The organism is Acinetobacter nosocomialis NIPH 2119, assembly GCF_000368085.1.
Lineage (GTDB): Bacteria > Pseudomonadota > Gammaproteobacteria > Pseudomonadales > Moraxellaceae > Acinetobacter > Acinetobacter nosocomialis.
This window is the reverse complement of record NZ_KB849239.1, coordinates 1,876,275-1,888,532: the sequence shown is the minus strand read 5'-3', so window position 1 is coordinate 1,888,532 and position 12,258 is coordinate 1,876,275. Positions and strand designations below refer to the sequence as shown.

The 12,258-nt window shown below is 41.3% G+C and carries 10 protein-coding genes; 4 read left to right on the top strand and 6 right to left on the bottom strand.

Annotation, left to right across the window (positions count from 1 at the left end; genetic code table 11):
- Nucleotides 1–8: 8 nt before the first annotated feature.
- The 4 genes from F984_RS12845 to F984_RS12830 all read right to left on the bottom strand — a co-directional run bounded on the left by F984_RS12845 (nt 9) and on the right by F984_RS12830 (nt 5,521).
- Nucleotides 9–1,148, bottom strand: coding sequence for an acyl-CoA dehydrogenase family protein (locus F984_RS12845; protein ID WP_004709897.1), 1,140 nt, complete (start codon nt 1,146–1,148; stop codon nt 9–11).
- 74 nt (nt 1,149–1,222) lie between these two features.
- Nucleotides 1,223–3,109 carry a feruloyl-CoA synthase gene (locus F984_RS12840; protein WP_171066105.1) on the bottom strand — a complete coding sequence of 629 codons (1,887 nt, stop codon included), beginning with the start codon at nt 3,107–3,109 and terminating at the stop codon, nt 1,223–1,225.
- 83 nt (nt 3,110–3,192) lie between these two features.
- Complete coding sequence (locus tag F984_RS12835) at nt 3,193–4,644, bottom strand: aldehyde dehydrogenase (protein WP_004709893.1); 1,452 nt, start codon at nt 4,642–4,644, stop codon at nt 3,193–3,195.
- A 37-nt stretch (nt 4,645–4,681) separates the two neighbouring features.
- Nucleotides 4,682–5,521, bottom strand: coding sequence for a p-hydroxycinnamoyl CoA hydratase/lyase (locus F984_RS12830; RefSeq protein WP_169538806.1), 840 nt, complete (start codon nt 5,519–5,521; stop codon nt 4,682–4,684).
- A gap of 249 nt (nt 5,522–5,770) precedes the next feature.
- Here F984_RS12830 and mhpT point away from each other — a divergent pair, with 249 nt between their 5' ends.
- From mhpT to F984_RS12815, 3 genes are all read left to right on the top strand, one after another.
- Nucleotides 5,771–7,003, top strand: a complete 1,233-nt coding sequence (gene mhpT, locus F984_RS12825; protein WP_000411707.1) for a 3-(3-hydroxy-phenyl)propionate transporter MhpT — start codon at nt 5,771–5,773, stop codon at nt 7,001–7,003.
- Nucleotides 7,004–7,073: 70 nt separating this feature from the next.
- Nucleotides 7,074–7,532 carry a MarR family winged helix-turn-helix transcriptional regulator gene (locus tag F984_RS12820; RefSeq protein ID WP_000252463.1) on the top strand — a complete coding sequence of 153 codons (459 nt, stop codon included), beginning with the start codon at nt 7,074–7,076 and terminating at the stop codon, nt 7,530–7,532.
- Nucleotides 7,533–7,638: 106 nt separating this feature from the next.
- Nucleotides 7,639–8,331 (top strand): GntR family transcriptional regulator, encoded by a 693-nt coding sequence (locus tag F984_RS12815; protein ID WP_080631563.1) that lies wholly within the window; start codon nt 7,639–7,641, stop codon nt 8,329–8,331.
- A gap of 43 nt (nt 8,332–8,374) precedes the next feature.
- Here F984_RS12815 and F984_RS12810 read toward each other — a convergent pair whose 3' ends face one another.
- Complete coding sequence (locus F984_RS12810) at nt 8,375–9,319, bottom strand: PDR/VanB family oxidoreductase (protein WP_004709889.1); 945 nt, start codon at nt 9,317–9,319, stop codon at nt 8,375–8,377.
- Nucleotides 9,320–9,331: 12 nt separating this feature from the next.
- Nucleotides 9,332–10,408 carry an aromatic ring-hydroxylating dioxygenase subunit alpha gene (locus tag F984_RS12805; protein WP_004709887.1) on the bottom strand — a complete coding sequence of 359 codons (1,077 nt, stop codon included), beginning with the start codon at nt 10,406–10,408 and terminating at the stop codon, nt 9,332–9,334.
- 491 nt (nt 10,409–10,899) lie between these two features.
- On the opposite strand from F984_RS12805, the gene F984_RS12800 reads away from it, so the two are divergent.
- Nucleotides 10,900–12,246, top strand: a complete 1,347-nt coding sequence (locus tag F984_RS12800; protein ID WP_004709884.1) for an MFS transporter — start codon at nt 10,900–10,902, stop codon at nt 12,244–12,246.
- Nucleotides 12,247–12,258: the final 12 nt, after the last annotated feature.

Here is a 12,258-nt window from a genome sequence, read left to right as displayed (position 1 = left end):
AAATCGAATTATTTTCCGAGCAGTTCTCGGGCCACGATTTCTTTCATAATTTCATTGGTTCCCCCATAAATTTTTTGTACCCGTGCATCCACAAAAAAGCGTGAAATCGGGTATTCCTGCATGTAACCGTAGCCACCGAAAAGCTGAAGTAATTGGTCAATCACTTCACATTGGACATCGGTAATAAAGCATTTCAGTGCGGCAACTTGAGTCACGCTTAACTGGTGTTGTTGATACAGCGTTGCACATTGATCTACAAAGGCTTGGGCGGCTTTTGCTTTGATTTGCGCGTTTGCTAGTACAAATCGCGTGTTTTGCATTTGGCTTAAAGGTTGTCCGAAGGCTTTACGTTCTAATACATAGTCTTTGGTCAGTTCGATGGCGCCTAAAATTGACCCCAAAGCCATCATTGAAATGCTTAAACGCTCACGCGGTAACTCTTGCATTAAATAAGCAAAACCTTGTCCTTCCTCACCCAAACGCTGAGTTGCAGGCACACAAACATCATCAAAAAATAGTTCGGCTGTATCTTGGGCATGGAGTCCGATTTTTTGTAAAGAGCGACCTTTTTTAACGCCGTCTAAAGCAGCATCCACTAATAAAATTGATATGCCTTTTGCTTTGGCTTGCGGATCGGTTTTTGCTACAAGAACAATCAGGTCGGCATGCAAGCCATTTGATATAAATGTTTTTGAACCATTCACACGATATTGGTCATTTTCTAAAATGGCCTGAGTGCGTATAGCCTGTAAGTCTGAACCCGCATTGGCCTCTGTCATGGCAATTGCAGTGACGACTTCACCTGTCACCATTTTGGGTAGCCAATAACGTTTTTGCTCTTCAGATCCAATATTTTGTAGATAAGGAGAGACCAGCTCATTTTGCCCACCAATGGCAACTGCCAAAGACGCAAAGCCAGCTTGAGCAGTTTCTTGAACCAGCATGAGGGAGTAATGAACAGGAGCGCCATAGCCGCCATATTCCTCAGGCACATCGACACACAAAAAACCATTTTCCCCAAGACGAAGCCATAGATCACGTGGGATGAGGCCTTCGTGTTCCCATTGTTCATAATACGGAGCAACTTGTTCTTTTAAGAACCTGCGATAGCTGTTCCGAAATAGTTCAAATTCTGTATCGTGTAGCATGTTGAACCTTTTTTTGGCAAAAGTGAGGCTAAGGCCCAAACCGAAGTTTGAGCTTCCTTTTTTATTTCAATTGCTTATTGTTTTAAGGTGGGCACCCGAATAATCAGCGGGTTATCAGTCTGCTTTTGATAAAGCTCTTCAATTAAAGCGGCACGGCGCTTGGTAATACTGCTTTGATTGAGGTTGCCTTTATCGGTTACTTCGCCTGCATCGAGTTGAGGTGGCTCGGTCATTAAATAAAGCATTGAGACTGTGTTTGAACTGCCAGTCGCATCTTTATTAAAGGTTGTTAAAAATTGGCGGAACCATTGCTGGACTTTAGGATGCTGTAATATCTCTGCTTGAGAATGTTCACCAAGCTTAAGACCTGCATATTGAGCGCAAGCTTCTAATTTTGGAAAAATCAGAAAACCAATAGCATTCAGGTTTGAACCAGTAATACAAACATCTTGGATGAGTAAATTACCTTGAATGAGCACTTTGTTGCGTAATGTGCCCACATTCACAAAAGTCCCTGTATTGAGTTTAAAGTCTTCGGCAATTCGTCCGTCATACATGAGACCTTTAGTTGGATCATTGACATCGACCAAACGAACGGCATCGCCTGTATGGAAAAAGCCTTCATCATCAAAAATAGTGCTTTGTTGGTCCGCTTTTAAGCGCCAATAGCCTTTCATGACGTGTTTGCCACGAACACAGAACTCAAGTTTGTCATCACATGGCACTAGCTTAATTTCACATCCCGGAGCAGGGTAACCAATAAAGCCAGCCATCACGCGTGGGCCAGTTGTAAAAGCACAAGAGGGAGCAGTTTCAGTCATACCCAATCCGCTCATGATGCGAATTTTTTCTCCGCAATGTTGCTGAGCAATTTTGTCGAGCCTGTTCCAGCCCGCTTCTGAAAGCGCTGCGCCTGCAAAGAATAAAATTTTAACTTTGGCAAAAAAGCGGTCTCTTAATTCTTCATCTTTTTCTAACGCTTCGGTGAGTTCTTCCCAGCCTTTTGGCACATTTAAATAAACTGTTGGAGAAATTTCTTTGAGGTTACGAATGGTTTCGTCAAATTTTCCTGCAACGGGTTTGCCATCATCAATGTAAATCGTACCGCCGTTATAGAGTGCGATGCCGACATTGTGACTGCCGCCAAATGTGTGGTGCCAAGACAGCCAGTCGAGTAGGACAGGCGGCGTTTCTTCAAACTCAGGGAAAGTCTGCAATAACATTTGCTGATTAACACACAACATTAAATGTGTGGTCGGTACAGCTTTAGGTAATTTGGTTGAACCTGATGTAAATAAGAATTTGGCAATCTGGTTTTCATCAAGGGTTTGGTAAAACTCTTGAACATTTGAAACTGGTGTATCTAACAGCGATTGAAAAGACGTGCAGATCTGATCGCCTACAATACCTTTATTGGTCACCACTTCAATATCGGATGTAATGCATGCCTGAATGGCTTTGGCAAAAGCTTGTCCATCGCTGGCATAAACCATACCAGGTGTGAGCACTTCAAACACATGTTTGAGTTTGCCGAAGTCTTGAGAAATAAGAGAATAGGCAGGGGAAATAGCCGAGAAAGGCACACCTGCCAGCATGGCACCCATAGACAGTGTTAAATGTTCGAGATCATTGCCACTTAAAATAACGAGTGGTCGTTCTTGGCTTAAATTACGGTCATGCAAAGCTTGAGCAATGTGCCATGCGCGTTGTAGAACTTCTGCATAACTTAGTTTGACCCATTCACCTTGAGCATTGCGTTTTGCTGCAAAAATATGGTCGGGTTTGGTTTGTGCAAAATGAATTAATCGATCTGTCAGTTTTTGGGGATACGGTTTTAATTGCTCTTTTGGGCTGATATAGAGCGTTTGATCTTTATAGTGATAATGAATATCGTGTTGCCCTAATTTTACGAACCGTTCGCGGTCTTGTGATTGAGTGGCATTCATTTGCATTTCTTTCACTCCATGGAAAGCGCATCACTGCGCTTTATTTTTTTTGCATCATGCAATTTTTATTTAATATGTCGGTATTCGCATTAGCCTGACTAAATCGGGTAATGACGTGATTGGGTTTGAATGGTAATCCAGCGTAAATCGGTAAACTCGGCAATAGATGCTTTACTACCAAATCGTCCGTATCCACTTGATTTTGTTCCGCCAAATGGCATTTGAGCTTCGTCATGTACGGTTGCGCCGTTAATATGACAAATACCCGAATCAATCTGTTTAGCGACTTCTAATGCTTGTGAAATATTCTGGCTAAACACAGCTGAAGAAAGGCCGAACTCACTATCATTTGCCAGTGCTACACCTTCCTCAATGCTTGAAAAACGTTGAACTGTGCATACAGGCCCAAAAGATTCTTCACGATAAAGCAGCATGTCAGGTTTAATATTGAGCACTAACGTCGGTTGCATGGTGGTGTCTTCAATATGGATACCTAAAGGTAAGTCAGCCCCTTTGTTTTGAGCATCTTCCAGCAAATGCTGAATACGGTTTGCAGCGCGGCGACTTTCTAAAACACCGAGTACATTGTCTTTTGAGGTTGGATTACCTGCCTGAATAGAACGGGTTTTCTCAATCAGTTTTTCAATAAACTGGTCGGCAATATTGTCTTGAACCAAAACACGTTCGGTCGACATACAAATTTGCCCCTGATTAAAGAATGCTCCAAAAGCGACTGCATTTACGGCTTCATTAATATCAGCCTCATTTAAAACCACAACAGGGGCTTTACCACCAAGTTCAAGTAAAACAGGTTTTAAATATTTAGCAGCAGTCTCGGCAATAATTTTGCCGACTTTGGTTGAACCGGTAAAATTAATGCGTTTCACAGCTGGATGAGACACTAAGCGTTCCACGATTTGTGGTGCATCTTCGGCGGCATGCGTAATCACATTCACGACACCTTCACCCAGACCTGCTTCATGTAACACTTCACCAATGAGACGATGTGTTGCAGGGCAGGCTTCCGATGCTTTTAACACAACCGTGTTACCACAAGCCAAAGGCATGGCAAGTGCACGTGTTGCCAAAATGACAGGGGCGTTCCAAGGCGCAATCCCTACAATCACACCACAAGGAACGCGTACACCCATTGCAAGATTGCCCGGCACATCTGACGGAATTAAGCTTCCATCAATTTGTGTGGTCATTGCTGCTGCTTCACGTAACATGTTGGCAGCAAGGTGAACGTTAAACCCATACCATGTTGCAGTTGAACCTGTTTCTTGCATTCCAGTTCGAATGAATTGCTCGGTCTTTTGGTCCATTAAATCGGCTGCTTTTAATAAGCGTAAGCGGCGCTCGGTAGGCGAGATTTTCGACCATACTTTAAAAGCTTGTTGTGCCGAATCGATTGCACGATCAACATCTTCCAGTGTTGCAGCAGCAGCTTTAGTTGCCACTGATCCATCAATTGGGCTAATACGCTCAAAAGTTGCCTGATTTGATGCATCAACAGATTGACCGTGAATAAGTAACTGTACATTTTGCATGGGTTGTGTCCTTACATTGCCATTAAAGAATCAAAAGTTAACCAGTACGTTTATAACTCTGTAAACCCGGTTTAATTGATTTTTCATCTAAGAATTGTTTCAAACCTTCTTGGCGGCCATTTTCTGTATCGCGGTGGATACATTGATCAAGTTTGGCATATAAGTAGTCTTCGTTTTGGTCCCATGTCAGTTCGCGGCAACGCTTAAATCCATTTTTAGCGGTACGAAGAACCACAGGGTTTTTCTCAAGTAAGCAATTTGCAAGTTCAGTCACTTCTGCTTTTAATTGGGCAAGCGGTACGCTTTTGTTCACAAGGCCCATGGTTTCGGCTTCTTTACCGCTAAAGGTTTTACCCGTCATGATGTAGTACAAAGAGGCACGGTGACCAACAGTGTCTGCCATTGCTTTACTTACAAGGTTGCCCGGTGGGATACCCCAGTTAATTTCAGATAAACCGAAAGTTGCTTCATCGGCTGCAATTGCGAGGTCACAAGCCACTAAAGGTGAGAAACCGCCTCCAAAGCACCAGCCGTTGACCATAGCAATAGTTGGTTTTGAATACATACGAAGAAGTTGCCACTGCCAGCGACATGAGTCGCGGCGAATACGTTCTTGGAAAATTTCAGGCTGAGTGTCGACTTCACGGAAATATTCCTTCAAATCCATACCCGCTGTCCAAGAATCACCTGCACCCGTCAAAACCAAAACACGTGCATCTTGATCAAGCTCAAGAGTTTCAAGCACATCAATCATTTCACGATTGAGTGTTGGGCTCATGGCATTTTTCTTTTCCGGACGGTTTAGGGTGACCCATGCAATTCCATCTTCAACTTTAACATCTACTGTTTCCCAGCGGTTTTCATAACTCATCTTCATACTCCTTGAATGATTTTTTTGCTGTTCTGGGATTTAATCTAATATCAGTTAAACTTACATTCAAGTCTTTTTTATAAAATTTCATAAATATTTTTTAATTCATTGTATTTTAAATATTAATTATTTTTTAAATTAATTTATCATAAAAATATGTTGATTTTTTAGTAAGTTTAACTGATATTTTTGGTGTGTTTAAACAACAATACACAAAGGGCTAAATGGAACGACTAGTCAATAAAGGACAACACAATGGAAAAAATATCAGGACAGCCTTCAAGGGCAAAAATAACGTTGCTACTGTGCTTTGCCATAGCAATTTTTGAAGGCTTTGATCTTCAATCAATGGGGGTAGCCGCTCCACGAATGCGGGCTGAGTTTATGTTAGATAATGCCCAGATGGCGTGGGCATTTAGTGCTGCAATTTTGGGAACACTCCCAGGCGCAATATTAGGCGGTCGGTTTGCCGATATCGTCGGGCGTAAGAAAATTCTAATTTTTAGTATTTTACTTTTTGGAATTATGTCTTTGCTAACCGCCTATGCTGCTAACTTCAGTTTGCTATTACTCATTCGTTTTTGTACAGGTTTAGGAATGGGAGGGGCATTACCAATGATGATTACACTGGCATCTGAGGCTGTACCTGACCAGCACAAAGGGACCGCAGTGAGCATTATGTATAGTGGCATTCCTTTTGGTGGATTACTCACTTCTGTTGTTGCTATGTCGTTGGCAGGCGATGCAGAGTGGCGTCATATTTTCTATATCGGGGGGATTGCGCCTATTTTACTCATTCCACTGATTATGCGCTTTTTACCTGAGTCAAATGATTATCTGCAACGTAAAGTTCAAGCACAGCAAACCACGCCATTCTTTGAAGTTTTATTTGCCAAAGAACGTCGTATGTCGACCATTCAGCTTTGGATAAGTTTTTTCTGCACATTGGTGGTGTTGTACTTTTTGTTGAACTGGTTGCCGTTGCTGATGGGTGCGCAAGGCTTATCGAAACTACAGGCGAACTATGTACAGATGGGCTACAACGTTGGTGGAATTTTAGGTTCGGTTCTGATGGGTGTATTGCTTGATAAATTACGCATGAGTTTTGTGATTAAGCTGATTTATCTAGGTATTTTATTTTCGCTTTGTTGTTTAGCAATTTCTCCAACCGTTGCTTTACTTGCACTTTCGGCAGTGGGTTGTGGTTTATTCATTGTAGGTGGACAATCGGCGCTGTATGGTTTGGCTGCCATGTATTATCCAACCGAAATGCGTGGAACCGGAGTTGGCGCAGCGGTTGCAATCGGGCGTATTGGTTCATTTGCTGGGCCTTTAATGGCTGGTTTTTTACTCTCACTTGGACAAAGCTCGACCATCGTGATTGGTTCAAGTATTCCAGTGATTTTAATTGCAGCGATCTCTGCATTACTTCTTGTCAAAAAACCTAAACAGCCTGTACATTTAGTACAAAGCTCAGGTGCTCGCTAAGTTTTAACGAAAGTATGGGGTTAGAACCTCATACTTTCACTACAGATTTTCTTATGATGATTGAAAGGTTATGGTACGTTCGAATTTAGTTCAAAAAAAAGTAGAAGATGAGCCTAAGTTAAGTTACATGATTGCTCGTGTTGACCGAATTATTAGTAAACATTTAACAGAACATTTAAAAGAGCTTGAAATTACCTTACCGCAATTTACCGCACTTTCTGTTTTAGCTTCAAAAAGTAATTTATCTAATGCTAAGCTCGCTGAGCGTTCTTTCATAAAGCCGCAATCTGCCAATAAAATTTTGCAAGATTTACTGGTGAATGGCTGGATTGAGAAAAAACCAGACCCAACACATGGCCGCCGTATTTTAATTACCCTGACTGAAAGCGGGATTGAAAAGTTAAACAAATGCAATGAAGTGGTTTTAAAAGTCGAAGAAAAAATGCTTGAAGGCATTGATATTAACTTGGCTTATTTGATCCGTAATAATCTCGATATTATGGTCAATAATCTTAAAAATTTTAAATAAGTGTATTTGTTTAGGTTGAGATAAATTGCTAAGTACTGATTCACACAGAAAATTGATTTCATTTTGCAAATGAACTTGCTAGCATCGAAGTGACGTTTTTGATGATGTGTGGCAACGAATGTCTTCAGGACAACAAGTTTTACTAAAACTAAGAAAAATGATTATTTCAGGGGAACTTGAAGGCGGTGCCAGAATTGCCGAGATTCCTACTGCCGAGTTACTTGGTGTTTCGCGCCAGCCTGTTCGTATAGCCTTTCGGTTGCTTGAACAAGAAGGTCTCCTCATTAAAAATCCAACTCGTGGTTACACGGTTCGTGAAATTTCCGGAAAACTGGTGCATGACGCACTTGAAGTGCGAGGGGTACTGGAAGGATTGGCTGCGAAAACTTTGGCAGAACAAGGCTTAAGCGAAGAGCAGAAAAAAACGTTGCAACATTGCATTCAGGAAACAGAAAAACTCTTTAATGAAAAGGACGAGTTTGGTGATGCTGAACTAGAGCGTTATCATCATTTTAATGTCATCTTTCATGACACCATTATTGAAGGCGCGCAAAACGTTGCGCTCATACAAGCCTTGGCTAAAAATAATCAATTGCCGATGGCTTCTGCTCAAGCCATTACCTATGACCAGAACCAAGCTTTATCGGAATATCGCCGATTGCACTATGCACATCTGCAGCATTGTTCGATTTTCGATGCATTGGTAAATCGTCAGGCAGGGCGTGCTGAAACGTTAATGCGCGAACACAGTAGTGTGGTGATTTTAGGTGAAACCCTAAGAAATGTTCTCAGCGCTTAAGGTAAAAGAAGTTCCTTTATTTTTGAATAAAGGAACTGGGGTATTAAAGTTCAATCACAAGATGTTTAGTTTTTGCACGAGAACAGCAGGGCGTAAACTGATCATTTAGAGCATGTTCTTCAGCAGTCATAAACAAATCGCGATGATCTGGCGTACCTTCTACCACACGGGTAATACATGTGCCACAAATGCCTTGTTCACATGAAACAGGAATATCAAAACCATTCGCAATTAATGCTTCCGTAGCAGTCTGCTCTGGTAATACTTCAATTCGGCGGCCCGTACCTTTCACTTCAATCGTAAAAGCTTCATTGTTAGACGTATCTACTTTTTGCGCGACAAAATGCTCTTGATGTAACTGTTCGCTATGCCAACCCGTTTGCTCGGCTGAATTCATGACAAACTGCATAAACCCTGTAGGTCCACACACATATAAGTGTTTATCAGGTGAAACTTGGCCCAAAACCTCTGCCATATTACATTCGGTGTCCGGTTGGTCTTGAATATGAAAATGGACTTGGTCACTAAAGTGCTCGGTTAAATTGCCATAAAAGGCAATCATTTCATGACTACGAACAAAGTAGTGCAATTCGAAAGGAGTATTGGCCGACTTAAGCCGATATGCCATCGACAAAATAGGGGTAATACCAATACCACCCGCAAATAAAACCGCTTGTTTGGTTTGAGGGTGAATTTCAAATAAATTACGAGGTTCACCAATTTTTAAATGATCGCCTTCACGATATTCGGTGTGAATGCAACGTGAGCCACCGCGTGAATTGGCATCATGTAAAACACCAATCACATAACGATGCTTTTCACTACAGCAATTTGAAAGTGAATATTGGCGAGTGAGGCCATTTTTCAGATGCACATCAATATGTGCACCTGCTTCAAAACTCGGCAGCTCCATACCATTTGCTGCAACCAATTCAAACGCACGAATAGTCGGGGTGAGCTGATGAATTTTTTGAATAATAACGTCCATGTTTATGCTCCTTTAAATAATCCGAATGTTTGGAAACTTCTGTGCGGACGTTTCAGGAAGCGTTTTATTTTCTTCGGCAAGTAGTCGGTCAATGACCTTACGGGACTGGACACCGCCTGCGTCGATATTGAGCATCAGTAATTTGCGATGTGGATTATTTAAAATGTTTTGCTGCTGTTGCTCCAGCATTTCTAAATCTTCAGTAAAGATTTTGCCTTGGCCTTCACGAATTTGATCGGTGAGTTCAGCATTATCTGGCTGGAAGTTGCGTGCCATTCCCCAGAAATACCAATGTGATGTTTCAGTTTCCGGCGTAATAAAATCGACCACGATTGAGGAAACTTTTTTGTCACTTGGTGCGTGATAACCACCATGTCCGGCATGCGCTACACCTACTTCAATGTGAACATTACTTGGCGCAAAGAAGTGGCAACGTTGCCAACGGTCAACAGGTACATCATCTGCCAAATGATTGCCGCGAAGGGCCATTTGCCAAAATGGAGGTGCAATCACATTTTCCATATAGCGTTCGGTAATGACATGGTCACCGTCAACTTTAGTCACTGGCAGGGCTTCATCAATTTCTTTTTGCCCAATACTGCTTGAGTGAACATAGGTTTCGTGGGTTAAATCCATTAGGTTGTCGATCATTAGGCGATAGTCGCACTGAATGTGAAACAGGCCTCCGCCATAGCTCCATTCGGGATGATCTGCCCATTCTAAAGTTGGGAGTTTTGCTTCATCTGCTAAAGCTTTTTCACCTGGCCATACCCAAATAAAGCCGAACTTTTCAACAACTGCATATGCTTTATTGCAAGGGAAACCATTTACACGCTGAGCTGGCATTGAAACAGTCTTTCCATCACAGCCCATAACTAAGCCATGGTAACCACAGACAAGGTTGCCATCTTCGACATAGCCCAGTGAAAGTGGGGCACCACGATGCGGACAAAAATCTTCAACGGCTGTTACTTTGTTTTCTTTGCCACGGTAAAAAACGATTTTTTCACCACAGATGGTACGACCTAATGGTTTATCTTGGATTTCTTCTGGACGGCAGGCTACATACCATGCATTTTTAATAAACATTTGTGACGACTCCTTATCACTTATTGGATCCAATTTATAATAAATAAAAATATTGGTCAATTGATAAGCAGGATCTTTTTTTACATTACTTTCCTTGATTGTTTATATCTTTAATATTAATTCAGATTTTTTTATTTTTTAAAAGTTTTGGTCATTAAAGTTTAATTTGGATCCATATTTATTAAGTTAGAGGAGGAGTAAGGAGAAATCCTTTGAGTTGTACAATTGGAAATAGATAAATTTTTATGGATCCACATTTGTAATTTTAAATAAATTATACTTATATTTTTCAGTTATTTAATTTGGTGATTATTAAATTTTAAAAATATTGTTGATTTTTTGGATCCAAATAATCAGTATAGAAAAAGAGCAGGATGCTCCAAAAAACAAATATTCCTCTAGGTCATGATGGATACGGATATGCATAACCACCCAATCGCTCATATTAGCAATGTCGTGTGTATCTCTTATCCACATTGGGAGATGCACAAATGGAAAGAGATGTTCTAAGCGAGATCAATCAAAATAATATGAGCCGTTATCAATGGTTCATCATTTTGATCTGTATTTGTCTCAATATTATTGATGGCTTTGACGTGATGGTAATGGCATTTACTGCTCCATCCGTGTCAGCAGAATGGTCACTTTCAGGGGCACAAATTGGCTTATTGCTGAGTTCAGGTCTTTTTGGGATGGCTGCCGGTTCAATTTTTCTTGCGCCTTTAGCCGATAAAATCGGTCGCCGTTTACTTATCTTGGTTTGTTTAGTGATTGCAGGTCTTAGCATGTTGGGCTGTGCTTTGGTGCAAAGTCATGGCATGTTGGCAGCACTTCGGTTTATTACCGGAATTGGGGTAGGCGGGATTCTTGCGAGTAGTAATGTCTTGGCAAGTGAGTATGCCAATGCACGCTGGCGCAGTCTCGCAGTGAGCTTAATGTCTACAGGTTATGGCATTGGTGCGACACTAGGCGGAGTACTCTCACTGGCTTTGATTGAGCATTTAGGTTGGCGTTCAATCTTTTTGGCAGGAGGCATCACAACCATAGTGATGTTGCTGATTAGTGCATGGTTATTACCTGAATCTTTAGATTATTTGTTGGCAAAAAGACCAAAACAGGCATTAGAACGTATTAACGCAACAGTAAATCGTATGGGGTTAACTGCTTTAAAAGCTTTACCTTATTACGGCCAGAATAATCAAAAAAATACAGGTGATATTGGTAAATTATTTTCAGGGCAGCAGGGGTTCCAGACACTTTGTCTTTGGTTTGCATTCTTTTTAGTGATGTTTGGCTTTTATTTTGTCATGAGCTGGACACCAAAAATTCTGATTTCAATGGGAATGTCACCAGAGCAAGGCGTAAGTACCGGCATTTTAATTAGTATTGGCGGTATTTTTGGGGCGGCCATTATTGGTTTATTGGCATCACGCATGAAAGTCTTTTATGCCTTAAGTCTGTTTTTAGGACTAACCTCGGCATGTGTTTTCCTATTTGTTGCTGTCTCATCTCAAGTCAGCATTGCACTCATAGTCGGTTTATTACTTGGCACCCTCATTAACGGTTGTGTGGCAGGTTTATATTCTATTTCTCCAACAATTTATGATGCTGAAATCCGTAGTCGCGGTGTGGGTTATGCAATTGGTTTTGGTCGGATTGGGGCAATTTTATCGCCAACGGTCGCAGGCATTTTCTTAGATAAAGGTATTGCACCTGCAACGCTGTATGCCTATTACGGTGTGGTGTTTATTTTGGCTATTTTCCTGATTTTGAGTTTGGGTAGCGCTTTTTACCGCAGTCAAAAAGAGCAAAACTTCTCATTTAAAACAGCACCTTAATCCACTAAAAAT

What these genes read in the sequence shown, in the direction of transcription:
- F984_RS12810 (WP_004709889.1), bottom strand. Translation starts at nt 9,319, where the DNA reads ATGGACGTTATTATTCAAAAAATTCATCAGCTCACCCCGACTATTCGT.
- F984_RS12830 (WP_169538806.1), bottom strand. Translation starts at nt 5,521, where the DNA reads ATGAAGATGAGTTATGAAAACCGCTGGGAAACAGTAGATGTTAAAGTT.
- F984_RS12800 (WP_004709884.1), top strand. Translation starts at nt 10,900, where the DNA reads ATGGAAAGAGATGTTCTAAGCGAGATCAATCAAAATAATATGAGCCGT.
- mhpT (WP_000411707.1), top strand. Translation starts at nt 5,771, where the DNA reads ATGGAAAAAATATCAGGACAGCCTTCAAGGGCAAAAATAACGTTGCTA.
- F984_RS12805 (WP_004709887.1), bottom strand. Translation starts at nt 10,408, where the DNA reads ATGTTTATTAAAAATGCATGGTATGTAGCCTGCCGTCCAGAAGAAATC.
- F984_RS12845 (WP_004709897.1), bottom strand. Translation starts at nt 1,148, where the DNA reads ATGCTACACGATACAGAATTTGAACTATTTCGGAACAGCTATCGCAGG.
- F984_RS12820 (WP_000252463.1), top strand. Translation starts at nt 7,074, where the DNA reads ATGGTACGTTCGAATTTAGTTCAAAAAAAAGTAGAAGATGAGCCTAAG.
- F984_RS12835 (WP_004709893.1), bottom strand. Translation starts at nt 4,644, where the DNA reads ATGCAAAATGTACAGTTACTTATTCACGGTCAATCTGTTGATGCATCA.